The 23,061-nt window shown below is 73.4% G+C and carries 23 protein-coding genes; 16 read left to right on the top strand and 7 right to left on the bottom strand.

The genetic code is table 11. The features are described 5' to 3' along the window. Genes ACS5RC_RS07395 through ACS5RC_RS07370 form a run of 6 tightly spaced genes read left to right on the top strand, consistent with a single transcriptional unit; the run spans position 1 to position 5,576 of the window. Positions 1–930, top strand: a complete 930-nt coding sequence (locus tag ACS5RC_RS07395; RefSeq protein ID WP_478343173.1) for a DUF58 domain-containing protein — start codon at positions 1–3, stop codon at positions 928–930. Between the two features lie 26 nt (positions 931–956). Then, positions 957–1,418 carry a DUF4381 family protein gene (locus tag ACS5RC_RS07390; RefSeq protein ID WP_478343172.1) on the top strand — a complete coding sequence of 154 codons (462 nt, stop codon included), beginning with the start codon at positions 957–959 and terminating at the stop codon, positions 1,416–1,418. A 10-nt stretch (positions 1,419–1,428) separates the two neighbouring features. Beyond that, entirely contained in the window at positions 1,429–2,454 is a 1,026-nt protein-coding gene (locus ACS5RC_RS07385) for a VWA domain-containing protein (protein WP_478343171.1), read from the top strand. Beyond that, positions 2,451–3,377 carry a VWA domain-containing protein gene (locus tag ACS5RC_RS07380; RefSeq protein ID WP_478343170.1) on the top strand — a complete coding sequence of 309 codons (927 nt, stop codon included), beginning with the start codon at positions 2,451–2,453 and terminating at the stop codon, positions 3,375–3,377. The genes ACS5RC_RS07385 and ACS5RC_RS07380 overlap by 4 nt, the downstream gene beginning before the upstream one ends. 34 nt (positions 3,378–3,411) lie before the next feature. Continuing rightward, positions 3,412–4,323: a tetratricopeptide repeat protein gene (locus ACS5RC_RS07375; protein WP_478343169.1), complete on the top strand. Its 912-nt coding sequence runs from the start codon at positions 3,412–3,414 to the stop codon at positions 4,321–4,323. After that, positions 4,317–5,576 carry a hypothetical protein gene (locus ACS5RC_RS07370; protein WP_478343168.1) on the top strand — a complete coding sequence of 420 codons (1,260 nt, stop codon included), beginning with the start codon at positions 4,317–4,319 and terminating at the stop codon, positions 5,574–5,576. Before ACS5RC_RS07375 ends, ACS5RC_RS07370 begins: the two co-directional genes overlap by 7 nt. A 479-nt stretch (positions 5,577–6,055) precedes the next feature. Here the strand turns inward: ACS5RC_RS07370 and rho are convergent, their stop codons facing one another. Beyond that, a complete protein-coding gene (gene rho, locus ACS5RC_RS07365) occupies positions 6,056–7,399 on the bottom strand; it encodes a transcription termination factor Rho (protein WP_478343167.1) in 1,344 nt (447 codons plus the stop codon). Positions 7,400–7,733: 334 nt separating this feature from the next. On the opposite strand from rho, the gene ACS5RC_RS07360 reads away from it, so the two are divergent. After that, a complete protein-coding gene (locus ACS5RC_RS07360; protein ID WP_478343166.1) occupies positions 7,734–7,970 on the top strand; it encodes a hypothetical protein in 237 nt (78 codons plus the stop codon). 34 nt (positions 7,971–8,004) lie between these two features. Here ACS5RC_RS07360 and ACS5RC_RS07355 read toward each other — a convergent pair whose 3' ends face one another. From ACS5RC_RS07355 to ACS5RC_RS07345, 3 genes are read right to left on the bottom strand one after another with little or no spacing between them, the layout of a single operon-like run. Then, positions 8,005–8,751: a Smr/MutS family protein gene (locus ACS5RC_RS07355; RefSeq protein WP_478343165.1), complete on the bottom strand. Its 747-nt coding sequence runs from the start codon at positions 8,749–8,751 to the stop codon at positions 8,005–8,007. Between the two features lie 4 nt (positions 8,752–8,755). Continuing rightward, positions 8,756–9,973, bottom strand: a complete 1,218-nt coding sequence (mltA, locus tag ACS5RC_RS07350; RefSeq protein WP_478343164.1) for a murein transglycosylase A — start codon at positions 9,971–9,973, stop codon at positions 8,756–8,758. 34 nt (positions 9,974–10,007) lie between these two features. Next, positions 10,008–10,736 carry a Tim44/TimA family putative adaptor protein gene (locus ACS5RC_RS07345; protein WP_478343439.1) on the bottom strand — a complete coding sequence of 243 codons (729 nt, stop codon included), beginning with the start codon at positions 10,734–10,736 and terminating at the stop codon, positions 10,008–10,010. 490 nt (positions 10,737–11,226) lie between these two features. Here ACS5RC_RS07345 and secB point away from each other — a divergent pair, with 490 nt between their 5' ends. The 6 genes from secB to hisG all read left to right on the top strand — a co-directional run bounded on the left by secB (position 11,227) and on the right by hisG (position 17,972). Continuing rightward, positions 11,227–11,730 carry a protein-export chaperone SecB gene (gene secB, locus ACS5RC_RS07340; RefSeq protein ID WP_478343163.1) on the top strand — a complete coding sequence of 168 codons (504 nt, stop codon included), beginning with the start codon at positions 11,227–11,229 and terminating at the stop codon, positions 11,728–11,730. 429 nt (positions 11,731–12,159) lie between these two features. Continuing rightward, positions 12,160–13,389 carry an MFS transporter gene (locus tag ACS5RC_RS07335; RefSeq protein ID WP_478343162.1) on the top strand — a complete coding sequence of 410 codons (1,230 nt, stop codon included), beginning with the start codon at positions 12,160–12,162 and terminating at the stop codon, positions 13,387–13,389. Between the two features lie 198 nt (positions 13,390–13,587). Next, entirely contained in the window at positions 13,588–14,091 is a 504-nt protein-coding gene (locus ACS5RC_RS07330; RefSeq protein WP_478343161.1) for a DUF3429 domain-containing protein, read from the top strand. A 129-nt stretch (positions 14,092–14,220) separates the two neighbouring features. Continuing rightward, positions 14,221–15,762, top strand: coding sequence for a histidine--tRNA ligase (gene hisS / locus ACS5RC_RS07325; protein ID WP_478343160.1), 1,542 nt, complete (start codon positions 14,221–14,223; stop codon positions 15,760–15,762). An 81-nt stretch (positions 15,763–15,843) separates the two neighbouring features. Continuing rightward, complete coding sequence (locus tag ACS5RC_RS07320; RefSeq protein WP_478343159.1) at positions 15,844–16,980, top strand: ATP phosphoribosyltransferase regulatory subunit; 1,137 nt, start codon at positions 15,844–15,846, stop codon at positions 16,978–16,980. Next, entirely contained in the window at positions 16,977–17,972 is a 996-nt protein-coding gene (gene hisG / locus ACS5RC_RS07315) for an ATP phosphoribosyltransferase (RefSeq protein ID WP_478343158.1), read from the top strand. Before ACS5RC_RS07320 ends, hisG begins: the two co-directional genes overlap by 4 nt. Positions 17,973–17,994: 22 nt before the next feature. On the opposite strand, the gene ACS5RC_RS07310 is transcribed toward hisG, so the two are convergent. The 3 genes from ACS5RC_RS07310 to ACS5RC_RS07300 all read right to left on the bottom strand — a co-directional run bounded on the left by ACS5RC_RS07310 (position 17,995) and on the right by ACS5RC_RS07300 (position 20,060). Further along, the gene (locus tag ACS5RC_RS07310; protein WP_478343438.1) at positions 17,995–18,321 is read right to left on the bottom strand and encodes a lysozyme inhibitor LprI family protein; all 327 of its coding nucleotides are present in this window, start codon (positions 18,319–18,321) and stop codon (positions 17,995–17,997) included. 150 nt (positions 18,322–18,471) lie between these two features. After that, positions 18,472–18,909, bottom strand: coding sequence for a protoporphyrinogen oxidase HemJ (gene hemJ / locus ACS5RC_RS07305; RefSeq protein ID WP_478343157.1), 438 nt, complete (start codon positions 18,907–18,909; stop codon positions 18,472–18,474). A gap of 5 nt (positions 18,910–18,914) precedes the next feature. Continuing rightward, entirely contained in the window at positions 18,915–20,060 is a 1,146-nt protein-coding gene (locus ACS5RC_RS07300) for a uroporphyrinogen decarboxylase (protein ID WP_478343156.1), read from the bottom strand. 489 nt (positions 20,061–20,549) lie between these two features. Between ACS5RC_RS07300 and ACS5RC_RS07295 the strand changes: the two genes are divergently transcribed. From ACS5RC_RS07295 to ACS5RC_RS07285, 3 genes are all read left to right on the top strand, one after another. Further along, a complete protein-coding gene (locus ACS5RC_RS07295) occupies positions 20,550–21,380 on the top strand; it encodes a pyruvate, water dikinase regulatory protein (RefSeq protein ID WP_478343155.1) in 831 nt (276 codons plus the stop codon). Positions 21,381–21,410: 30 nt separating this feature from the next. After that, entirely contained in the window at positions 21,411–22,163 is a 753-nt protein-coding gene (gene map / locus ACS5RC_RS07290; protein WP_478343154.1) for a type I methionyl aminopeptidase, read from the top strand. Positions 22,164–22,376: 213 nt separating this feature from the next. Then, positions 22,377–22,994, top strand: a complete 618-nt coding sequence (locus ACS5RC_RS07285; RefSeq protein ID WP_478343437.1) for a Maf family protein — start codon at positions 22,377–22,379, stop codon at positions 22,992–22,994. The last annotated feature ends 67 nt before the right edge of the window (positions 22,995–23,061 follow it).

Here is a 23,061-nt window from a genome sequence, read left to right as displayed (position 1 = left end):
ATGGCCGGCACGGGCGCGCCAGCGGCGGAGGCCGCAGAGGAACCCGGCATCCACCTGTCGGGCGAGGCCCTGATGGGCCTGCGCCACCTCGCCCGTCGCGGCGTCTCCCCGGCGACCCGGACGCTCGCCGGCCTGCCCGGCGGCATCGTCACCCGACGGCGCGGGCGGGGGTCTGAGCCCGACGACGTGCGGCTCTGGTCGGAGGGCGACGACATGCGCCATATCGACCGCAACGCCACCGCGCGCACCGGCCAGCTTCACACCCGCACCCACCACGACGAGCGCGACCGCGCCGTGGTGCTGCTCGCCGATTTCCGGCCCTCGATGCTGTTCGGCACGCGGCGGGCGCTCCGCTCGGTCGCCGCGGCCGAGGCGCTGGCCCTGCTCGGCTGGCGCGTCGTCGGCGACGGCGGTCGGGTCGGCCTCGTGGTCGGCAGCGCGGGCGCGCCCGCGGCCCTCCGGCCGGCCGGAGGCGAGCGGGCGATGACCGCGGTGACCGGGGCCCTCGCGCTGGCCCATGCCCGCGCCCTCGCGGCGCCGAACGCTCCGGATCCGCCCCTCGACGCCCTGCTGACGCTCGCCGCGAGCCTGCTGCCGTCCGGTGGCCACCTCGTCATCGCCAGCGCCCTCGATGCGCCCGGGCCCGATTTCGAGCCGCTGCTGACCTTGGCCGCCGAGCGCATCGCGATCCGCTTGATCCTCGTGAGCGACGCCTTCGAGCGGGGACGGCCCCCGGGCTTCTACCCCTTCGCCCTGGCGGACGGGCGGCGCGGCACCCTCGATGCCGGCCGCGGCCGGCCATCCGCGCCGAGCGCCGAGGTGCGACTCGCGGATTACGCGAGGCGCGGCATCGCGGGCCTGCGCCTCGACGTCGAGGATGGGCCGGAGGCCTACGCGCCCCTGATGGAGCGGCTCGATGCGGTTTTGTGAGCCGGCTCCATGACCAAGAAACACCCATGAGCACGGATCCCGCTCTCGGCCTCGATCAGCTCCGCGGGCTGCATCTGCCCGGCAACGCCGCCAGCGCGCTGCAGGGCGAGGTCGTGGCCGCGATGGCGCTCGGCTTCCTGGCCGCTCTCCTCGTCGGCCTCGTCCGCTACCTCCGGGTGCGCGCGCGGTCGAACCTGCGCCGGGCGGCGCTCGCCGAGCTCGCTGCGAGCCGGACCCTCGAGCCGCAGGCCCGTCTCGTCGCCCAGGCCCGTCTGCTGCGCCGCCTCGTCCGCACCCGCCTCGGCGAGGAGGCGGCCTCGGCCCGCGGAGCCGACTGGGCCGGCCGCCTCGACGGGCTGTTCGCCACGGACTTCTTCAGCGCGGGCGCCGGTCGGACGCTCGCCGACGGGCTCTACCGCCGCGCGGAGCCGGACCCCGCCGCCCTGGATGCGGAACTCGGTCGCCTGATCGGACGGATGCGGACGTGAGCGGCCGGTCATGAGCTTCCTGCCGCCCGCCGTCAGCGCATTCCTCTCCGCCTTCGATCTCGCGACGCCCTGGGCGCTCGCGCTGCTGCCGCTGCCCTGGCTCGCCGCGCGCCTGCTGCCGGCCGAGGCGGAGGGCTTCAGCGGCGCGCTGCGCGTGCCCGCCACGCTCGTGCCGGATGCCGACACCGACGCGGCGGTGGCCGCCCGCGGCCGGCGTCGGACCGTTCTGATCTGGACGCTGTGGTGCGCCCTGGTCGCGGCTCTGAGCGGACCGCGGCTCGTCCTGCCGGCAACCGCTTTGCCGGCTTCGGGTCGTGAGATCATGCTGGCGATGGATCTCTCGGGCTCGATGGAGCGGCGCGATTTCAGCCTCGACGGCGAGACCGTGAGCCGGCTCGCGGCGGTCAAGCGCGTCGGCGCCGACTTCATCCGCCGCCGTGCCGGCGACCGCATCGGCCTCGTGATCTTCGCCGACCAGTCCTTCGTCGCGGCGAGCCTGACCTTCGACACCCAGAGCGTCGCCCGGGCGCTCGAGGAGGCCACGATCGGCCTCGTCGGACGCTCGACCGGCATCGGCGACGGGCTCGGCCTCGCGCTCCGGCGCCTCGACCCGCGGGACGCCGGGAGCGAGGCCGGCCAGCCGGCCCCCGCCAGCACCAAGGTGGTGATCCTGCTCTCCGACGGGGCGAACAATGCCGGCCAGACCACCCCGCGGGACGTCGCCGCGCTGGCGCGCGATCTCGGCATCCGGGTCTACACCATCGCGCTCGGGCCCCGCGACATGGCCAATGCCGACGGCGAGCAGGACGTGGTCGACACCGAGACGCTGCGGGAGATGGCCGAGGTCAGCGGCGGCAAGGCCTTCCGGGTGAAGACGACGGACGACCTGATCGCGGTGGCCAACGCCATCGACACCCTGGAGGGCGGGCGCGCCAAGGCGCCGCCGCTGCCCCTGCGGCGCGATCTCTGGCCGTGGCCCGCCGGGCTGGCGCTCGCCTGCGCCGGGCTGTTGCTCGCGACACGGAGGCGGACGTGACGCTCGCGAGCCTTGCCCTGCTGCGGCCCTGGTGGCTGGCCGCCCTCCCCCTCGTCGCATTGCTGGCGCTGCGGGCGGCGTGGCGGGCCGCCCCGCTCGGCGATTGGCGCCGTGCCGTCGACCCGGCTCTCATGCGCCTGATGGAAAGGCGCGGCGCCGTGCTCGGCGGGCGCCGCAAGGCCAGCCTCGCGGCGGCGCTCGCGGCGGGGCTGATCGCCCTGGCGCTCGCGGGCCCCGCGGTCGAGCGCAGCGACGCCACCACCTTCCGCAACCTCGACGCCACGGTGCTGGTGATCGACCTGTCCCGCTCGGTCGCCGAGGGCGGCAGCCTGAAGGACCTGCGCCAGACGGCGCAGGGCGTGGCCGAGGCTGCGGGCACCCGCTCGGTGGCCATCGTGGTCTATGCGGGCGACGCCTATCTGGCGATGTCGCCGACGACCGACCGCGACAGCCTCGGCACCACGCTCTTCGCCCTCGACGCCGATACGGTGCCCGACCGCGGCAGCCACCCAGAGCGCGGGCTCGCGCTCGCCCGCCGCACCCTCGCGGAGGCCGACGTGGTCGCCGCCGACGTGGTGCTGATCACCGATGGCGACGCAATCGGCGACGCGGCCCTGCGCGAGGCGCGGGCGATCCGCGAGCGCGGCTGGCGCCTCCAGGGCCTGTTCGTGCCGGCCGCCAAGGCCCTGCCGCCGGGCGCGCCGAAACCCGACCGCGCCGGGCTCGACGCCCTGGCGGCGGCGGGCGGCGGCACGGTCGCCGACCTCGCCGCGCCCGGCCCCGTCCTCGACGCGGTCGGCGCCAGCACGGCCCAGCACCTCGCCGCGGGCGGCTACACGGTGCTGGCCTTCGCCGATCTCGGCCGCTGGCTGCTGTTGCTCGCGGCTGTGCCGGCCCTCGTCCTCTTCCGCAGGAGCGCCTGATGAGCGACGGGCGCCTGATGAAATTGGGGGCGTGATGGCTGCCGGATCGCTCTCCCTCCCTCCCTTCGGGGCGGCGCTCGGACGCCGCTGGCGGCTCTACGCCCGGATCGGCGGCGTCGCGCTGGCGGGCGGCGGCATCCTGGCGCTGGCTGCCCTGACCGAGCCCAGGACCGGGCTTGGGCGCCTGCTGATGGGGATCGGCCTGCCGGGCCTCGCCGCCGAGGTGATCGCCGATCCGGCCTGGCGCGCGCCCGCCCTCTACGAGGCGGGGGACTACGCCGCCGCCGCCGCGATCTACCGGACGAGCGGGCGGCGCAACGCCTACAACCTCGGCAATGCGCTCGCCCGCGCGGGCGACCTCCAGGGCGCGATCCAGGCCTATGACGAGGCGCTGCAATTCAACCCGCGCGACGCCGACGCCCAGGCCAACCGCTCGCTGATCGCCCGCATGGTCGAGGAGGCGATCGACCGCGGCAAGGGCGGCGGCATCGCCAACGGCACCGCCCAGTACGGCGCGCGCTACAACAACACCGGGAACCAGGACAAGAACGACGACATCAACGCGAGTTCGAGCGGCGAGGGCCTCGCCGGCAACAAGGAGGCGTCCTCGAGCGCCTCTCTGCCGGGCAACAGCAAGGTGGCCCGCCGCGGGCGCACCGAGCAGCAATCGATCGATTCCGGGAAGGGCGAGGCGCGCGGCTCGGCTAGCGACGCGGCCGGGCGCGGGCGCACCGGCGGCGGCTCCGCGATGGTGGCCGCGCCGCCCGAGAGGGAGGTGCGCCGGGTGACCAAGAGCTTCGAGGCCCACGAGATCCGGCCCGACCGCCTCTGGCTGCAGACGCTGCCCGACGATCCCGGCCGCTACCTCAAGCTCCGCATCAAGGCCGAGCAGACCCGCCGTGTCGAGGCCGGCACCAGCATGCCCGCCGGGAGCAACCCGTGGTGATCCGTATCTCGGCCGCGCTGACGATCCTCGTCCTCCTGGCCGCCCCGGCGCGCGCCGAGATCGAGCCGGGCGACCTCACCCTCACGGTGACGCCCGAGCGCAACGGCAACGCGACGCCCTACGCCCGCGAGATGGTGCTGCTGCGCATCCACGGGGTCTACAAGCAGCAGATCCTGCTGGAGGAGGTGATCCAGCCGACGCTGGCGAATTTCAGCTGGACCCAGCTCGGCCGCGACCACTGGAGCAAGACCAAGCTGCCCGACGGGCAGAGCGCGCTGGCCTTCGACCGCACCATCGCGATCTTCCCGCACCATCCGGGCGATTTCACCATCGATCCCTTCGTGCACCGCCTCACCGTCAACGACGTGGGCGCGCGCCGCGTGGTCGACGTGCGATCGGAGCCGATCCCGTTCGGTGTGGCGCGCTGGACGCAAGCCTCCGGCGGCCCCGACGCCAAGGAGCCGTGGTGGCTGCCCGCCCGCGACGTCACCATCACGGATTCCTGGACGCCCGATCCCGAGACGGTGAAACTCGGCGAGACCACCCGGCGGATTGTGACGGTGGAGGCGCAGGGCATGGTGGCCGAGGGCCTGCCGCCGCGTCCCGTCATGCGCACGCGCGGCATCCTCACCTTCGCCGGACCCGTCAGCCGCGAGACCTTGATCACACCCTCGGGCCCGGTGGCGCGGGCGACCTACCAGTGGGACGTGCGACTGGGCGTGCCCGAGGTGATCCCGCTCGAAGCCATCACCATCCCGTGGTTCGACACGGTGTCCCGCACGCTGCGCGAGGCCGAGATCCCGGCCCGCCAGATCGGCGGCGGCCTCGTCGACCAGGAGGGCAGCCTCGCCCCGCCCCGCGCCGCCGCGCCGCTGGCGGCGGGGCTCGCCGGCCTCGTCGCCTTCGGGCTCGGGCTCCTGCTCCTCGGCTTCGGCCCGGGCGGCACGCGCCTGCGCCTGCCCGCCGCCCGCCGCCGGGCCCTGCGCCGCGCGGCCGCCGCGAACGATCCGATCGCCTTCCGGGCCGAACTCGCCGCCGCGGCCCAGGCCGAGCCCGCTTTGGCTCGGCGCTGGCGCGAGAGACCCGAAACCGCCGCCGCCCTCGCGGCCCTCGACCGCGCCGTCTATGCCCCGGCCGGCGGCCCGGCCCCCGATCTCGCCGCCCTCGCCCGGCGGCTCGGCCGCGCGGAGCGGATGCGCCCGGCGGCCGTGCCCGGTGCGGAGAGGCTCAAGCCGCTCGACGGGCCGGCCTGAACGGGTTCGGGCCGCCTCGTCCCGGCGTGTCCTCTACGGGGATCGGATTGCGGTCGAGCAGGTCGAGCAGCACCAGCGCGGCTGGCGCCGGCGCGACTCCCATTGCCGCAAGGCTTCGACCGCGATGCCGATGCTCGCGGCGAAGGCTGCGTGCGCCTTACCAGTCCGCTTCCGAACCCGGCTTCGCGTCATGGCCTTCTTGAGATCGTGCATCACGACGATGTGGCGACGGGCTTTGCCGATCGATCCCCACCCACCACCTCATCCTGAGGCGGCGCAGCGCAGCGGAGGCCTCGAAGGAGGGCTCCAGCAGCCGCGGCGGGATCTGGAGCCCTCCTTCGAGGGCGACGCCGTGCGTCGCCGCCTCAGGATGAGGTGGTGGATGGGACATCCGTGATCGCGAGCAGAATCGCTATCGCGGCACCGGCCCGGGCAAGCAGAACGTCACCGTTCTGGATGGATCAAGCCGTGCGCACCGCTCAGGTGTTCATCGAGTCGAAGAAGTCGCTGTTGCTCTTGGTCTGACGCAGCTTGTCCATCAGGAACTCGATCGCGTCGGTGACGCCCATCGGGTTGAGGATGCGGCGCAGCACGTAGGTCTTCTTGAGGGCGTCCGGCGGGACGAGCAGCTCTTCCTTGCGCGTGCCCGAGCGGGTGATGTCGATCGCCGGGAAGATGCGCTTGTCGGAGACCTTGCGGTCCAGGATGATCTCGGAGTTACCGGTGCCCTTGAACTCCTCGAAGATCACCTCGTCCATGCGCGAGCCGGTGTCGATGAGCGCGGTGGCGATGATCGAGAGCGAGCCGCCCTCCTCGATATTGCGGGCCGCGCCGAAGAAGCGCTTCGGGCGCTGGAGCGCGTTGGCGTCGACGCCGCCGGTGAGCACCTTGCCGGAGGACGGCACCACGGTGTTGTAGGCGCGCCCGAGCCGGGTGATCGAATCGAGCAGGATGACCACGTCGCGGCCATGCTCGACCAAGCGCTTGGCCTTCTCGATCACCATCTCGGCGACCTGCACGTGGCGGGTGGCCGGCTCGTCGAAGGTGGAGGCGATGACCTCGCCCTTCACCGAGCGGATCATGTCGGTGACCTCCTCGGGCCGCTCGTCGATGAGCAGGACGATGAGGTAGCACTCGGGATGGTTGAGGGTGATCGACTGGGCGATGTTCTGCATCAGCACGGTCTTGCCCGTGCGCGGCGGCGCCACGATCAGGGCGCGCTGGCCCTTGCCGATGGGGGCCACGATGTCGATGATCCGGGGCGAGAAATCCTTCTTGGTCGGATTCTCGAGCTCCAGCTTGAACCGCTTGGTGGGGAACAGCGGCGTCAGGTTGTCGAAGTGGACCTTGTGCTTGATCTTCTCCGGGTTCTCGAAGTTGATCGTGTTCACCTTGAGCAGCGCGAAGTAGCGCTCGCCGTCCTTGGGGCCGCGGATCGGGCCCTCGACGGTGTCGCCGGTGCGCAGGCCGAAGCGGCGGATCTGCGTGGGCGAGATGTAGATGTCGTCCGGACCCGGCAGATAGTTCGAGTCGTTCGAGCGCAGGAAGCCGAAGCCGTCCTGGAGCACCTCGACGGTGCCCGAGCCGATGATCTCGACCTCCTTGGCAGCGAGCTGCTTCAGGATGGCGAACATCAGCTCCTGCTTGCGCATGGTCGAGGCGTTCTCGACCTCGACCTCCTCCGCGAAGGCGATCAGGTCGGTCGGCGTCTTCGCCTTGAGATCCTGGAGCTTCACCTCGCGCATGGCATCGAGGTCGGCCGCCGCGATGGTGGCCTCGGCAGGCAGGTCCGCGGTCGCGAGAGCGTCGGGATTTGCAGTCATGGAATATCTTGAACCGACGTGGGACGAAGGTTGGGGCGAGGGTGGGAAGCGGTCCGCACCGGGCCTTGTTCACAAGGCGCCGGGGCCGGGATCGCCCGCTGGGGAAGCGGCGGATCCCGAAGCATCGTCTGGGCGGAGCCCCCAGGGCTCACGGATGCGGTGCGGCACGTTTTTTAGGAGGGCTGGGCACGCATAGCGCGTTTCGGTAGCGGGCTCAAGTCCGCGATGCGATCTTCCGTCCGATCCGGCCGGGCGCGGGGCTGCGGGGCCTGTCCCGGGTCGAACCCGTCGGTGCCGGCGGCGTTGTGCGAACGCCCCGAAACCCGGATCCCCGATGCCCCGATCGCTCGCCCGCGCCGCGCTGCTCCTGTCGGCCGCACTCCTGCCTCTCGCCCTCGCCGGGCCGGCCTCGGCCGAGAGCCCCGCCAAGGCCTACCAGTTCGGCGCGCGCCAGTTCGGCAACGCCTGCCGGCCGCCGCTGAAATACGCGGCCGGGGCCTGCGTCCGTCGCTGTCCGGCGGGCTATCAGGACAACGGCCGCACCTGCCGGCACCGCACCATGCGATGGTGAGCGGGGCCCCAGGCCGCGCCGATGAGCCGCTGCCTCAGCGGCGGCGCAGGCGCACGTAGAGCGCGCCCGCGCCGCCGTGATGCCGGGCCGCTTCCTCGAAGCCGAGCACGATGCCGCGCAGTTCGGGTCCGCGCAGCCAGTGCGGCACGCTGCGCCGGAGCACGCCGCGCTCGGCGAAAGCCTCGCCGAAATCCGCTCCGCCCTTGCCCGTCACCACGAGGACGTGGGCGTGGCCGGCGGCCCGGGCCCGGAGCAGGAAGCCCGTGAGCGCCGCGTGCGCCTCGCCCTGGAACATCCCGTGCAGATCGATCCGCGCCTCGACCGCGAGCGTGCCGCGGCGCAGGCCGAGCCGGGCCTGACGCTCCAGGCCGCTCGGCTGCCGCGGAGCCGGGGGAGGCGCCTGGTAGGGTGCCGCGGTCGGGAGCGGCGGGGGCTTGGCTGCGGGGGCCTTGGCGCCCGGAGGCTTGGTCCCCGTCCCCTTCGCGGACGCCTTGGGCGCACCCTTGGCCGCCGATGCCGCGGCCGCACCCGCGGGCAGCGTCCTCGCCGAGGGCAGCGTCCGCGCCAGAGCCTTCGCGGCCGCCGCGGGTCCGGTGGCCGGCCCCGCGGTCTGGCCCGGTGTCTTGACCGGACCCTGGGCCGGCGCGCCCGGGCGTGCGCCGGGGTCGGGTTTCGACGCCGGCCGGGCGCGCCCGCGCAGGGGTGTGATCAGCTTGGCGATCTCGGCCCAGAGGCGGGCCTCCTCGCCGGTGAGGCCTCGCGGGCGACGCGGCAGGCGCATGCGGCTATCGCCCCGAGCCGGACGACCCGGCGGGCTTGGGCAGAAGCACCACGAAGCCCACCGGTTCGCGCAGGGTGCCGGCCGCGATGCCGGCCTCGGCGCCGGTGCCGAGGTAGAGGTCGCCCCGGGCCGGGCCGACGATGGCCGAGCCGGTATCGGCCGCGATCACGAGACGGCCGGTCTCGCCGGGTCCCGCTCCCGGCAGCCGCCCCTCTAGCCAGAACGGCAGGCCGTAACGCCAGAGCCCGGCATCGACGGCGAGACTCCGCCCCGGGCTGAGCGCCGCACCCGCAGCGCCCGCCGGCCCGAGGGCCGGATCCTCGACCGGGGCGAGGCGGAAGAAGACGTAGGAGGCGTTGGCCCGGATCAACCGTCGCGCCGTCTCGGGATTGGCCCGCAGCCACGCGGTCCAGCGGGCGAGCGTGAGCCCTTCGAGGGGGAGGTGACCCTCCTGTACGATCAGCTTGCCGACCGCGGTGTAGGGCCGGCCGTTGCGCCCGTCGTAGAGCACGCGCACGCTCGATCCGTCCGGCAGGCGCACCCGGCCCGAGCCCTGGACCTGCAGCACGAGGAGATCCACGCCGTCGCGCAGCCAGAGCAGGGGGCGGGCCCGCGCGCCGAGCGCCCCGTCCTCGATCGCCGCGCGGTCGGGATAGGGCTCGAACCCGCCGCCCACGGCGCGGGCGGCGCGCAGCGTCGGGTCGAGACCGGGCCGGGTCTCCCCGGGCGCGAGGCTGACGAGGTCGTCCGGCCGGGCGAGGACCGGAGCCGTGTAGCCGGGGCCCGGCGCGAGGGCGCCCGCGAGCTCCGGCTCGAAATAGCCCGTGAGGAAGCCCGGACGCCGCTCGGGGTCGGCGCCTGTCGCGGGCCGGACGACCCGGTAGGCCTCGAACCGGGTGGCGAAGAACGCGCCCGCCCCGTCCGGCGCGACCTCGGCGGCGTCCCGGCAGGCCCGTGCCAGGTCCTCGGCCGAGCCGGCGACGCCCGCGGGGATCGGAAGCGTCGGGCCCGGCGCGGCGCAGGTGCGGCGAAAGGCGTCGAGGGCGGCGGCCGGATCGGGGCCGGGAAAGCCCGGAAGCGCGGCGGGCGGGACCGGCTCGAGCACGGCCTCGCCGACGCGGAGCGGCCCGGCCACGGCCGGGCCCGATGCGGCGCACAGGCCCGCGCTCAGCAGGGCTGCGGCGAGGCGGCGTAGGCGCCCGACGGGGAGCGAGGTCGGCATCGCCGAGACGGGACCGTCAACGCGCCCGGGCGGCTCAGGCGCCCGCCTCGGTGGCGACGAGCTGCCAGTTCGGATCGCGGGTGCCCAGCGTGCGGGCGAAGGTCCAGACGTCCGGAACCTCGACCACCGCCTCGGCGCTGCCGTCGATGACGCTGCCGTCGGCGGCGCGTGTCGCGGTGATCAGGTTCGAGAGGAAGCGCACGGTGATCTGGGCGACGCGGTTGCGCACCTCGACCGCGACGATCTCGGCCTTGTCGATCGACACGAAGGTCGTCTCAAGGGTCTGGCGGTTGCGCTCGCGCTCGGCGATCGCCCGCTCGAACGCCTCGCCGACCTCCTTCGAGAGCAGCGTGCGCAGGGTCTTCCGGTCGCCCTTGGCGAAGGCGATCATGATCGCCTCGTAGGCGCCCTTGGCCCCCTCCAGGAAGGCACGGGGATCGAAGCCGGGCTCGGCCTGCACCGCCGCCTCGAGCCCCCGGGCGACGTCCGAGCCCGGCTCGGCGATGCCGCGCCAATCGTGCACGGGCGCGACCGCCGCAGCGGCCCCGCGCTCCGGGCTCGGCGCACGGTCGGCGCCCGGCAGGCGCACGACGTTGTCGCCGTCCTTGCGGCCCGGCTGCGGCTCGGTCCGCCCGCGCTCCACCGGCTTGAACGGCGAGCGCTCCGCGCCGGTCTTCTGACCGAGGACCGAGCGCAGGCGCCAGATCACGAAGACCGCGAGCGCCAGGAAGATGATCGTCGTAAGGTCGAAGGTATCCTGCATCATCGATCCGATGGCGGCTGCCGAGAAGCCGGCGTCCTGAGAATTCCGCGAGAGAATCCCGAGCGTATCCCGCGAGCGCCCCGTGAGAGTCCCGCCGCGGAATGCCGCACCGGACGGGCGGCCGGGGCAAGCATCGCACGCAGTGCTCTTATCCGACACCCGCGCGAGGAGCGAGCCGGATATCGCCGCTCGCGACCCGGCGGCTTCCCGCCATATGGGACGGCCGGCCCCCCGGTTCCAGCGGCATCCACGACGTTGCGCCGACGGGGCGGGCATGGCGCGCATCGCGCAGCCACGCGCGCAGCCACGCGCGCAGCCACGCGCGCAGCCACGCGCGAAGCCGCGGGCCGGTTGCTTGTCGGCATCGGAGAGGCGTGTTAGCGGCCTGCGCGCCGGGGCGATGGCCCCGGGGGGTGCAGGGCCCCGGGCGCGTCCGAGGGCGGCGGGCCGGGTTCCTGCGCGCGCGACACTCTTCAGGAGGATACCCGCCATGGCCGACTCTCCGGCTCCGAACGGCAACGGCGGCGCGCCGCAGGGCGAAGCCGCCCCCACGATCAACGCGCTGGCGCAATACGCCAAGGACCTCTCCTTCGAGAACCCGAACGCGCCGCGCTCGCTCCAGCCCCAGGAGGGCCAGGGCCCGCAGATCAGCATCCAGGTCAACGTCAACGCGCAGCAGATCGCCGAGACCGACTTCGAGGTCGAGCTGACCCTGGAGGGCGATGCCAAGATCGCCGGCGAGGTGCTGTTCGCCTTCGATCTGAAGTATGCCGGCATCTTCCGCATGCTGAACATCCCGCAGGACCAGCTCCACCCGGCGGTGATGATCGAGTGCCCGCGCCTGCTCTTCCCCTTCGCGCGCCAGATCGTGGCCGAGTCGGTGCGCAACGGCGGCTTCCCGCCCCTCTACATCGACCCGATCGACTTCGTCGGCCTCTACCGTCAGAAGGCCTTCGAGGCGCAGCAGCAGGCCGGCGGCCCGCTCGCGTCCTGATCCGCGCCGATCGCGCGCCTTCCTCCTCGCCCCGCTTGCGGAGCGAGGGGTTTCACGGATCGTCCTCGCACGCTCGGGCATGACCTGCCGAGGCGCGGGATCCGTCCACCTCCGCTGAGGGAAGGTGCCGAGCGCAGCCGCGCTTCGGGCCGGGGCGGCGCGTCGATGCAGAGCGCGGTCCTGCACCGTCTCTCCGCGCTCCCGTCACCCTTCGGCTGTCATCGCCCCCGCAGCGGGAAGAGCGGGACGTGCGGGCTTTCGCCGTGATGGTTCCACGCCGCAGCGTCCGCGGGGGCGTGAAGAGCCCGCTCTGGGCGGCACGCGCCCGGACCGTCGCGGATGCCGGCCGTCCCCACCAGCCCTTCCGCGGCAGCGGGATGCATCCGCGTCACGCCCGCGGGGCCGTCGGCTTCCCCGCCACAGGATCGCATGCTCGCCACCCATCACCTCGCGCTGATCAACGTTTTCACCGGCGACATCCAGGGCGGGCTCGGACCTTTCCTCGGCACCTGGCTCGCCGAGGCCGCCTCGTGGAGCCCCGCGCGAATCGGCTTCGTCACCACCCTCGTGGGGATCGGCTCGCTCCTGCTCAGCGGCCCGTTCGGCGCCCTGGTGGACCGGCTCGGCCGGCCGCGGCTCCTGATCGCGCTGGCCTGCGCGGCGATCCTGTGCGGCACCCTGCTGCTGCTGCCGGCCCGCGGCGTCGCCAGCGTGTTCGCCGCGCAGATGATGGCGGCGGCCGGCGGCACGCTGCTGCTCCCGGCCGTGACCGCGCTCACGCTCGGCATCGTCGGCAAGGAGCGCTTCCCGACGCAGCAGGGCCGCAACCAGGCCTTCAATCACCTCGGCATCCTGCTCGCGGCCGGCGGGATCAGCCTCGGCACCGGCTGGTTCGGCCCCGCCATCGCCTTCTGGGTGCTCGGCGGCATGGCGGTGCTGGCCATCGTCGCCACCGTGACCACGCCGGGCCATTGCTACAGCGAGCGCCGGGCGCTCGGCTGGAAGGAAGACTCTGACGAGACGCCCGCACGCGCGGGCCTGCGCAGCATCGCGGGCAACCGCCGGCTCCTCGTGCTCGCGGTGGCGCTCGCCCTGTTCAACCTCGGCAACGGCGGCATGCTCTCGCTGCTCGGGCAGAAGCTCGTGGCGACGGCGGCCGACGCCACGAGCTGGACTGCGCGCTACGTCATGGTGGCGCAGCTCGTGATGGTGCCGGTGGCCCTGTTCGCCGGCTCGCTCGCCGACCGCAGCGGGCGGCGCCGGCTCCTCCTCGTCGCCTTCGCGGTGCTTCCGGTGCGGGCCGCGCTGTCGGCCTTCATCGACGATCCCGTCTGGCTGATCGCCGCCGAGGTGCTGGACGGCGTGGCCTCGGGCATCGTCGGCGTCGCCGTGCCGGTCGTGGTGGCCGACCTGACCTGGGGCTCGGGCCGCACCCAGACCGCGCTCGGCAGCCTCAACGCGGTCCAGGGCATCGGCGGCGCCCTCTCGGCCTGGTACGGCGGCCTCGCCTACGGCCTGCTCGGCTGGACCGGATCGTTCCTGGCACTCGGCGCTCCCGCCCTCGGCGCCCTCGCCCTGGTGATCTGGCTCGACGCGACGCCCGAGCCCGGCCGGCGCGCCCGCCGGCGCCAAGCCCGGGCGCCGGCCCAGCCGGCATGAAGGGGCGGACCGTCGGCTGTTGCGGTGCGGCGACGCCGGGCGCATCGTTCCTCACGAAGCGTCGAGCGCCGGAACCGCCCGGGCAGGCGCCGGTTGCGTGCCGAGGGGTGCATCGCACACGGGATCCTCGGTGAGCCGCACGGTTTCCTGGCGAAACCGCGGGATACTCTTGCGAACCCTGTTCAGGTCAAGGCCTCCATGCTCGAGAACGCCACCGGACGCACCCTCACCACCCGAGAGCCGCGGGAGACGCCCTGGCTCAGCGTGGTCCTCGGCTACGGGCCGATGCTGCCCTTCGTCGCCGGCGCCGCCGCCGCGTGGTGGCAGCGCGGGATGTGGGACGAGCTGATCCTGCTCGCGACGATCCTGTACGGCGCGGCGATCCTGCTGTTCCTCTCGGGGGTGCGCCGCGGCGTCAGCTTCCGCACCGAGGGCGGGCCGACCTTCGTGCAGATCGCCACGATGCTCGGCCTGTTCTGCCTCGGCCTCGGGGCACTCCTCGCGGTCTCGATCCTCGGCAACCGCGTGGTCGCCCTCGACCTCCTGATCGCCGGCTTCGTCGCGGTGGCGGTGCTCGACCCGATCGCGGCGCGCCGCGGCGAGGCGCCCCTGTTCTTCGCGCGGCTGCGACCGCTCCAGATCCCGATCGCGGTGCTGAGCCTCGCCGCGCTCCTCGTGCTCAAGCTGATGTCGCCCTACTGAGCGCAACCCTGCGCGCGGCGCCCGCGCGCCGCGCGTTTCGCCACGAGGCTCCGGGCGACGGTTGTCGCCTCCCCGCGCCCTGCGGTAGAGCCCGGGACGAGATCTTGAAGACGCGAAGCGAAGTTCCCCATGTCCAAGGCCGATTCCAAGAAGGCCGATACCCTGAAGCCGCGCCTGCCGCGCGGCTTCGCCGACCGGCGCGAGGACGAGATCGCGGCCCAGCACCGGATGCTGGAGCGCATCCGCGAGACCTTCGAGCTCTACGGCTTCGAGGCGCTGGAGACGCCCTTCGTCGAGTACACCGAGGCGCTGGGCAAGTTCCTGCCCGACCTCGACCGGCCGAACGCCGGGGTGTTCTCGTTCCAGGACGACGACGAGTCCTGGCTGTCGCTGCGCTACGACCTCACCGCGCCGCTCGCCCGCTTCGTCGCCGAGAATTTCGACGCGATCCCCAAGCCCTACCGGAGCTTCCGCGCCGGCTACGTCTTCCGCAACGAGAAGCCGGGGCCGGGCCGCTTCCGCCAGTTCATGCAGTTCGACGCCGACATCGTCGGGGCCGCCTCCGTCGCGGCCGACGCCGAGGCCTGCATGCTGATGGCCGACACGCTGGATAGGCTCGGGCTCGCCGGCCAGTACGTCATCAAGGTCAACAACCGGAAGGTGCTCGACGGGGTCATGGAGGCGATTGGCCTCGCCGGCGAGGACCGGGCCGGCCAGCGCCTCACCGTGCTGCGCGCCATCGACAAGCTCGACCGCCTCGGCGCCGACGGCGTGCGCCTGCTGCTCGGCCCCGGCCGCAAGGACGAGAGCGGCGACTTCACCAAGGGCGCGGGGCTTCCGGAGGCCGCCATCGAGCGGATCCTCGCCTACGTCGGCTTCCAGGCCTCGGCGGATGCGGGCGCCGACCGGCTCGCCTTCTGGGAGCAATTCTTCGGCTCGTGGCGGGACGTCGTCGGCACCTCGGAGACCGGCCGCGAAGGCATCGCCGAGTTGCACGCCATCATGCGGCTCTGCGAGGCGGCGGGCTACGGCCACGACCGGATCCGGGCCGACGCCAGCGTGGTGCGCGGGCTCGAATATTATACCGGGCCCGTCTACGAGGCCGAGCTGACCGTGCCCGTCACCAACGAGGACGGGCAGGTGGTGCGCTTCGGCTCGGTGGCGGGCGGCGGGCGCTACGACGGGCTTGTCGGGCGCTTCCGCACCGAGCCGGTCCCGGCCACGGGCTTCTCGATCGGCGTCTCCCGCCTGTTCTCGGCGCTCCAGGTCGTGGGCAGCCCGCTGCTCGAGGGCAAGACCAAGCCCGGCCCCGTGGTGGTGCTCGTCCTCGACCGCGAGAACGTCGCCGATTACCAGCGCCTCGTCGCGTCCCTGCGCCGGGCCGGCATCCGGGCCGAGCTCTATCTCGGCGGCGCCGGCATGAAGGCCCAGATGAAATACGCCGACCGCCGCCGCGCACCGGTGGCGGTGATCCAGGGCTCGAACGAGCGGGCGGCCGGCGAGGTCCAGATCAAGGACCTGATCGAGGGTGCGCGCGCCGCCGAAACCATCGCCAGCAACGCCGAGTGGAAATCCGCCCGCCCGGCCCAGTTCTCCTGCTCCGAGGCAGAGATGGTCGCCCGGGTGCAGGAGGTGCTGGCGCGGCATTTTTCGGACGCGGCGACCGTCTGAGCCTCTGCGCAATCGGGCCCGGGGCGGGTTAGTCGCCAACCTGCCGCCCGGTTGCTACAGAGCGGCCCGAGCGAGGATAGCATGACACGACCGGAGGCAGGCGAGACGGGGGCGGATGGCGGCGCGCAGGCGCGGCTGCTCGCGCATCTGGCGGCGGCCGGCTACGCCAGCGTCACCCCGCCGGTGCTCCAGCCGGTGGAGCCGTTCCTCGAACTGTCGGGCGAGGACATCCGAAGGCGCATCTTCGTGACGCAGGACGCGGCCGGGGCCGAGATGTGCCTGCGGCCCGAATTCACCATTCCGGTCTGCCGGCTGCACCAGGCCCGCGCCGCGGGGCAGGCGGCCGATTACAGCTATCTCGGCCCCGTCTTCCGGCTGGCCGCGGACGAGCCCGACGAGTTCCTGCAGGCCGGCATCGAGTCGATCGGCCGGGCCGACATCCCGGCGGCCGACGCCGAGGTGCTGGGCCTCGCCCTCGAGGGCCTCGGCTTGTTCGGCCATCACGCCCCCGCGGTGCGGCTCGGCGACATGGGACTGACGGTGGCGCTCCTCGACGGGCTCGGCGTGCCGCCGGCCGCCAAGCGCCGGACGCTGCGGGCGCTCGCCGCCGGACGCTCCCTCGACGACCTCGCCAACGCCGCCCTGCCGGAGGATCCGCATGCGGGCCTGCTCGCCGCGATCCAGGGCCAGGACCCGCGCGGGGTGCGCGCCTTCGTGGAGGACGTGCTGGCCATCGCCGGGATCTCGGCGGTGGGCGGGCGCTCGGCGGGCGAGATCGCCGAGCGCTTCCTCGCCAAGGCCGCCGCGCAGGCGAGCGGCGGGGCGGGCCTCAACCCCGAGAACGGGGCGCTGATCGAGCGGTACCGGGGGATCGCGGGCGATCCCGACGCGGCGGCGCGGGGCCTGCGGGCGCTGGTCGCCGAGGCCGGCGTGCGGCACGCCGCGCTGGACGCCGCGCTCGACCTGTTCGAGGAACGCAACGGCTTCATCGCCGCCCGCGGCCTCGATCTCGCGCGCTTCCGCTTCAGCGGCGGCTTCGCACGCAACCTCGACTATTATACGGGCTTCATCTTCGAGATCACCGGCGGCGAGGGCCGCCCGACCCTCGTCGGCGGCGGCCGCTACGACGGCCTGCTGACCCATCTCGGCAGCTCCGGGCCGCAGCCGGCCGTGGGCTGCACCTTCTGGGTCGAGCGCGTTGTGGGAGCCGCCCGATGAGCGTGTCCGAGACCGCGGGCGACGCCCCGCTCGTCCTCGCCGTGCCCTCCAAGGGCCGGCTGCAGGAGAACGCCAACGCCTTCTTCAGCCGCGCCGGGCTCAGGCTGGCGCAGGGCTCGGGCGCGCGCGACTACCGCGGCAGGCTCGTCGGCGTGCCCAACGTCGAGGTGCGCTACCTCTCGGCCTCCGAGATCGCGAGCCAGCTCGCCTCGGGCGCGGCCCATCTCGGCATCACCGGCGAGGACCTGATCCGCGAGAGCCTGCCGGATCCGCGCGGGCAGGTGGAGCTGCTGACCCCGCTGGGCTTCGGCAACGCCACGGTGGTGGTGGCCGTGCCCCAGGCCTGGATCGACGTGCGCGCCATGAGCGACCTCGACGAGGTCGCCGCCGAGATGCGGACCCGCCACGGCCGGCGTCTGCGCATCGCCACCAAGTACGTGAACCTGACCCGGCGCTTCTTCGCCGAGAAGGGCGTCGCCGATTACCGCATCGTCGAGAGCCTGGGCGCCACCGAGGGCGCCCCGGCCGCGGGCTCGGCCGAGATCGTCGTCGACATCACCACCACGGGCGCGACGCTCGCCGCCAACGCCCTCAAGATCCTCGACGACGGCGTCATCCTGCGCTCGGAGGCGAACCTCGTCGCCGCGCTGAACGCCCCCTGGGGCGAGAGCCAGCGCACCGCCTTCCGGGCGGTGATGGGCCGGATCAGCGCCGAGGAGCGGGCCCGCACCACCCGCGAAATCCGCGCCGGCATGCCCGAGAGCGGGGAGATCGACCTCGCGGGGATCGCCGGCCTGCACGAGGCCGAGCTGCCCTACGGCGCCCCGCGCGGGCTCGACGGCGAGATCGTGCTGCGCTGCAAGGCGGACGCGGTGTTCGACCTCGCCGACGCCCTGGTGGCGGCCGGCGCCCGCGCCGTCAGCGTCCGCCGCATCGATTACGCCTTCGCGGCGGAGAACCCCCTGGCGGAGCGGCTGCTGGCGCGGCTCTAGGCTCGGGCGCCCGGCCTCGACCTCACTGGCCCTGCTTGGCGAATTCCGAGAGCAGCCCGCGCAGCGTCTTGAGCCGGGCGTCGTAGGTTGCGGTCAGGCAAGCGACCTCGGCGCCGCAGGTGCGGCGCTCCCCGAGCCAGGTCTCCTGGTCCTCCTGCATCTTGGTGCGCCCGCCCATCGGCAGGACCGCCTTCAGGATCTCGAAGCGCGTCGCCATCTCGACGTCGCGGTCGTTGAGCGGGAGATGGGCGCAGATCGCCGTCTCGTCGGGCGTCCCGGCCTTGTCGCAGGGAAAGCTCGCCGCCTGCGCGGGCGCCAGGAGGGCGGGCGTCGCGAGGACGGCGGGCATCGCCAGCAGGGCGATGAGCGGCAGGAGGTGCGCGGCGGGGCTGAGCTTGGACATGCGCGACAACGGCCGTGCCCCCGCGAAGGCTCCCGCACGCCGCGCCGAGGGTTAACGGCCCCCGGATCCCGCGATCACAGGATCGGGGGACGCCACTCAGAAGCCCGGCTTCACCACGGCGAGGATCACGATGGCGATCATCAGGAGCGTCGGGACCTCGTTGATCACCCGATAGAACTTGGGCTTCCGGGCGTTCCGGTCGGCCGCGAAGTCCTTGACCATGCGGGCGAGCCAGCCGTGGATCCCGCTCATGGCCAGCACGAGGACGAACTTCGCCTGGAGCCAGTGGCTGGCGTAGTAGCCGCTCATCCAGGCGAGCGTCAGGCCGAAGGCCCAGGTGGCGATCATGGCGGGCGTCATGATCGCCTTGAGTAGCCGCCGCTCCATCACCTTGAAGGTCTCGGATTGCGCCGCCGAGCCGGGGCCGGCCGGCAGCGCGGCGTGATAGACGAACAGGCGGGGCAGGTAGAGCATCGCCGCCATCCAGGCGATCAGCGCGATGACGTGCCCGGCCTTGATCCAGTCGTAGAGCACTGCCGTCAGCCCCGGAGCCGGGCGAGCATGCGCTCGACATGCGCCACCGGCGTCTGCGGCGTGATGCCGTGGCCGAGATTGAAGATGTGGGGCAGCCCGCGCGTCGCCTCGAGCACCGCGTCCACCGCCGCGTCGAGGGCCTCGCCCCCCTCGATCAGCGTCTCGGGATGCAGGTTGCCCTGCGTGACGGTGGTCGCCGGAATGCGGGCGCGCAGGGCCTTGAGATCGACGCCCCAGTCGACGCCGACGGCGTCCGCGCCCGTCTCGGGCACCACGCGGGCGTGGCCCTCGAGTCCCGAGCCGCGGGCGAACACGATGATGCGGGCGCCCGGAACCCGGGCGCGGATGCCCGCGATCATCCGGGCGATCGGCCGGAACGACCAGCGCGTCAAGGCGTCGACGGCTGCGTCCGGCATCGCGCTCTCGGCGACGTCGCCCACCGGGTCCACCACGTCGGCCGCGGGCGGCAGCGCCGCCGGCAGGGTGCCCGCGTGCGACTCGAAGATCTGGACGGCGTCCGCGCCCGCCTGGAGCTGGCGCACGAGGTACTCCGTCTGCACGGTGACCAGCCGGTCGATCAGCGCGTCGACCAGGGCGGTGTCGCTCTCGGCCAGCGCCCGTGCGGGGGCGAGGTCCGGCGTGCCGCGCCCGCCGATCATGTAGCTCGCCACCGTCCAGGGCGCGCCGCAGAAGCCGAGCAGCGTGGTCTCGGCCGGGAGGTCCGCCCGCAGGCGCCGCACCGTCTCGAAGACAGGGGCGAGATGGTCGAACACCGCCGGGTCGTCGGCCGCGCGCAGGCGCTCGAACTCGGCCCGGCCGGCGAGCGGGTCGAGGCGGGGCCCCTCCCCTTCCACGAAGCGCACGTCCTGGCCGAGCGCGTGGGGCACCACGAGGATGTCGGAGAACAGGATCGAGGCCTCGAAGCCGAAGCGGCGGATCGGCTGCAGCGTCACCTCGACAGCGAAGTCCGGGTTGTAGCAGAGGTCGAGGAAGGATCCCGCCTCCGCCCGCGTCGCCCGGTACTCGGGCAGATAGCGCCCGGCCTGCCGCATCATCCAGGCGGGCGGCGGCGTGATCGCCTCGCCGGCGAGCACCCGCATGATCGCGCGATCCAGCCCCTGCCCTTCGGCCATTCCCTTCGCTTCGACCATGCCGCTCCCCGTCCCTGCGCCTCGGCCTGACGCCGGTCTTGTCGTCGAAGGGGTCTCTTTGCCGAAAACCCCGAATCCGGGCCCGGAGGGAGCGCGACGGCTCCGTCCCCAGACCGGCCCTATCTTAAGAGAAGAGAGATTCTAGGACTCTGTTTTTTCTATTGGAGGCTGGATCACGGGATCGCAACCGCGTCCACAGGCCGTCCCCGCCGCCACGGCGTTAAGAGGGCTTTAACGGGTTCGCTCTAATGTCAGGGATAGGCTTGGCCGCAGAGGGCCTTGCGAGCGTCCCGCACGCCGAGCGGGCGCCTGCGTCCCGGATTCTCCCAGGCGCCCGGATTCGGCGCGTCCCGGCCGGCAGCCTGTTGAGGGCGGAGTCGATAGCTTCGGGCCGTTCCGGCCTGGACCCTGCCCGCAAGGCATCCTATCCACATTCATCGACTCCCCTGACGGCGCCCGGTGGATAAGCCCGGGCCCCGAGGCGACCGGATGAGCCGCAGCTACTTCCATCTCCATCTCGTATCCGATTCCACCGGCGAGACGCTGATCAACGTCGGGCGCGCGGCCGCCGCGCAGTACGAGGGCGTCTCGGCGATCGAGCACGTGTACCCGCTGGTCCGCTCCGGACCGCAGCTGGAGCGGGTCATCTCGGAGATCCGCGCCGCGCCCGGCCTCGTGCTCTACACCCTCGTCGGCGGCGATCTCGGCGAGCGGCTGGAGGCGGCCTGCCGCGAGGGCGGCTCGCCCTGCCTCTCAGTGCTGCAGCCGGTGCACGCCCTGCTGCAATCCTATCTCGGCGCCCAGACCACGGCCCGGCCCGGCGCCCAGCACATGCTGAACGCAGAGTACTTCAAGCGCATCGATGCGATGAACTTCACGCTGGCGCACGACGACGGCAACCTGCCCGAGGACCTGGAGGAGGCCGACGTCATCCTGCTCGGCGTCAGCCGCACCTCGAAGACCCCGACCTCGATCTACCTCGCCAACCGCGGCCTCAAGACCACGAACCTGCCGCTCGTGCCCGGGATGCCCCTGCCCCCGGGCCTCGAAGGGGCGAAGCGTCCGCTCATCGTCGGCCTGTTCGCGAGCCCCGAGCGCATCGTGCAGATCCGCCAGAACCGGATCCTCAGCCTCAACGCCGACGAATCGACCCTCTACGTGGACCGCGTCGCCGTCGCCGACGAGATCACCGCCTCGCGCCGCCTCTTCACCCGCAACCGCTGGCCGACCATCGACGTGACCCGTCGCTCGATCGAGGAGACCGCCGCGGCGATCGTCGATCTCTACCGCGACCACCGGCTGAAGTTCATCGCCGTCTGATCATGCCGTCCGGCTCGGCCAGGTAGACCCATGACAGTGTCGAGCGAGGACGAGCTGACCGGGCTGCAGGTGATCGGGCGCATCGTCGCCGACGCGCTGGCGGCGATGGGCCGGGCCATCGAGCCCGGCATGACCACGGCCGAGCTCGATCGGATCGGCCGGGCCTTCCTGGAGGCCGCCGGGGCCCGACCGGCCCCGGAGGCGGTCTACGGCTTTCCCGGCGCGACCTGCATCAGCGTGAACGAGGAGGTCGCCCACGGCATCCCGGGTGACCGCCGGATCGGGCCGGGGGATCTCGTCAACATCGACGTCTCCGCCGAGAGGGGCGGCTACTTCGCCGATACGGGCGCGTCGTTCGCCGTGCCGCCGGTGACGCGGGCGGTGGAGCGCCTCTGCAAGGACGGGCGCCGGGCGATGTGGACGGGCCTGCGTCAGGTCGGCGCCGGCAAGCCCCTCTCCGGCATCGGCCAGGCCGTCGGCGCCTTCGCGCGCAAGAACGGCTACACCCTGGTGCGGAACCTCGCGAGCCACGGCGTGGGCCTCTCGCTGCACGAGGCCCCGACCGAGATCGCGACCTGGCCCGACGCCTCCGAGCGCCGGATCATGGCGGACGGCCTCGTCTTCACCGTCGAGCCCTTCCTCTCCCTCGGCGCCGGGTTCGCCGAGCACGGCGACGACCCCTGGACCCTCTACAGCCGGCCGCGGGCCCTGACGGTCCAGTACGAGCACACCGTCGTCGCCACCCGCAACGGGCCGATGGTGCTCACCATGCCGGGTGCGTAGGCCCGGCGGAGCGCGCCCGTCCCACCCTGGGGCGCCCGCCGCGATCGGCTCTTGATGTTCGGCTAACCGCCTGCGGGCATCGTGGCGTCAGGGGCCACGTCGCGTACCGGCTCTCCCAGCAGCCCCGCCCGCCGGCCCTCCCGGCGCGGCGGGGTTCGCCTCGGCTCCCGCCGCGCTTGCCCGGCGGCGCGGATCCGTGACACTGGGCCGATGGTGTCCGCCTCGCCCTGGCTCGGTCCAGCCCCCCTCCTCCTCGCCTCCACCAGTCCCACGCGGCGCCTTCTGCTGGAGGGCGCCGGGATACCGGTCGAGACCGAGGCCCCGGGCATCGACGAGCGCGCTCTCGAGGCGGATAGCGGCGGCTTGCCGCCCGAGGCGCTCGCCCGCCGGCTTGCCGAGGCCAAGACCCTCGCGGTCGCCCGCCGCCATCCGGGGCGGGTCGTGGTCGGCGCCGACCAAGTGCTCGCCCTGGACGCCGAGATCCTCCACAAGCCCGCGGACGCCGCGGCGGCCCGGGCGCAGATCGCCCGTCTCGCCGGCCGCACCCATGCACTCCACGCCGCCTTCGCGGTGGCGCAGGACGGTCGGCTGCGGACCGCCGCCGTCGAGACCGCCCGGCTGACCATGCGCGCTCTCGATGCGGAGGCGATCGCGGCCTATGTGGCGTGTGCCGGCGAGGCCCGCGTCAGCGCGAGCGTCGGCGGCTACCAGCTCGAGGGGCTCGGGATCCATCTGTTCGCGGCGGTCGCGGGCGAGCACAGCACCATCCTGGGTCTGCCGCTGCTACCGCTGCTGGCGGAGCTGCGGGCGGGCGGCTGGTTACGCTTCTGAAGGGCACGCATTTGCACGATCACCCGCACGATCACGCGTCCGAGCCCGCGGAGCGCCCTGACGGGCC

It is taken from the genome of Methylobacterium sp. HJ2, assembly GCF_056431005.1.
This window is presented reverse-complemented; position numbering and strand designations above follow the sequence as displayed.